The 1720-nt window shown below is 62.5% G+C and carries 2 protein-coding genes and 1 pseudogene; all 3 read right to left on the bottom strand.

The window, feature by feature from the left end; genetic code table 11:
* A pseudogene (locus EN925_RS41180) lies at positions 1-119 on the bottom strand (aminoglycoside phosphotransferase); the annotation flags it as partial.
* A gap of 5 nt (positions 120-124) precedes the next feature.
* On the bottom strand, positions 125-1051 hold the full coding sequence (gene era, locus EN925_RS34735; RefSeq protein WP_024503067.1) for a GTPase Era: 927 nt from the start codon (positions 1049-1051) through the stop codon (positions 125-127).
* Positions 1048-1720, bottom strand: a 673-nt coding sequence (rnc, locus tag EN925_RS34730; RefSeq protein ID WP_128337313.1) for a ribonuclease III, incomplete at its 5' end; no start/stop codon positions are given. The genes era and rnc, both read right to left, overlap by 4 nt.

Raw genomic sequence — 1720 nt, 5'->3', positions numbered from 1 at the left:
GTCCTGTTGTCCCATCCGCCTGATGCAACCGGCCTGACCGGAAGATCCTTCCACTTGGGAAATTGCGTGGCGATCAATCGGCTGACAAGCGTTATGTCGATGTTCGGCTTGCTGACCATCGAGCCTAGCGCGGAAACTCGAGCCCCATTTCGCGGTAGCGCTCGGGGTCGTCGCCCCAGTTCTCGCGCACCTTGACGAACAGGAACAGGTGCACCTTCTGTTCGAGGATGCCTGCTATCTCCATGCGCGCCGCCTGGCCGATGGCGCGGATGGTCTCGCCCTTGTGGCCGAGAACGATCTTCTTCTGGCTGTCGCGCTCGACATAGATGGTCTGGTCGATGCGCACCGAGCCGTCCGGCTTCTCTTCCCATTTCTCGGTCTCGATATGCGAGGAATAGGGCAATTCCTGATGCAGCCTGAGATAAAGCTTCTCGCGCGTGATCTCGGCCGCGAGCTGGCGCATCGGCAGGTCCGAGATCTGGTCTTCCGGATAGTACCAGGGACCGACCGGCAGAGACTCGGCCAGATAATCGAGCACGTCCTTGCAGCCGGAACCGGTCAGCGCCGACACCATGAAGGTGCGCTTGAACGGCACCCTTTCGTTCGCTGCCGCCGACAGAGCCAGCAGCGCTTCGTGCTTGACGCGGTCGACCTTGTTGAGGATCAGCACCATCGGCTGGCGCACATCCTTCAGCCGTTCGAGGATGGCGTCGGCGTCGCCCCTGATGCCGCGCTCGGCGTCGATCAGAAGCAGTACGATATCGGCGTCCTTGGCCCCACCCCAGGCGGTGGTCACCATCGCCGTGTCGAGCCTTCGCTTCGGCTTGAAGATGCCGGGCGTGTCGACGAAAACGATTTGCGCATTGTCATGCGTGGCGATGCCGCGCACGATGGCGCGAGTCGTCTGCACCTTGTGGGTGACGATCGACACCTTGGCGCCGACCAATTGGTTGACCAAGGTCGACTTGCCCGCATTGGGCGCGCCGATCAGCGCGACAAAGCCGGAATGCGTGGCGGCGGCTGTGGTCGCCGGCTCTTCGGTAGCGGTCATGCCGCGCTCCCTTCACTGGAGGGCCGCGAGCCCCCCGATTTTTGGGCCGATGCGGCGGCCCAAACGCCTTCGCGCACAAGAAATGCCGAAGCCGCCGCTTCTTCGGCCGCCCTGCGCGAGCCGCCGGTGCCGCTTATCGGCGCAAAGCCGCGGACCTGCAAGGATACAGTGAAGACCGGCTGATGGTCGGGTCCCTCGCGCTTGTCGATCACATATTCGGGTCTGATATCGCTGGTCTTGGCAATCCATTCCTGCAGATCGGATTTCGGATTGAGCGGCTTTGCGATCACCGTATGCGAGCGCGGTTCCCAATAGCGCAGGACGAACCGCCGCGCGGCCTCGATGCCACCGTCGACGTAAACCGCCGCAATCAGCGCTTCGACCGCATCCGCCAGATAGTTTCCGCCCGAGCCGCGCGACCGCATCTTCAAGGCAGAATCGGCGCGGACCAGATCCTCCAGCTGCATTTCGATGCCGATTTCGGAGCAGGTCCGCGCATCGACCAGCGCATTGAAGCGCGGCGCGATTTCACCTTCCGGCGCATCGGGAAATTTTTCGAAAAGCATATCGGCGACGACAAGCCCGAGCACGCGGTCGCCAAGAAATTCAAGACGCTGGTTGTTGGTGGCCGCCTTGACCGCACTGGAATGCGTCAAGGCGGTCTCGAGC

The organism is Mesorhizobium sp. M7A.F.Ca.US.006.04.2.1 (assembly GCF_004022915.1).
GTDB classification, from domain to species: domain Bacteria; phylum Pseudomonadota; class Alphaproteobacteria; order Rhizobiales; family Rhizobiaceae; genus Mesorhizobium; species Mesorhizobium ciceri.
Note: the sequence above shows the minus strand (reverse complement) of the source record. Positions and strands in the feature narration are given on the sequence as shown.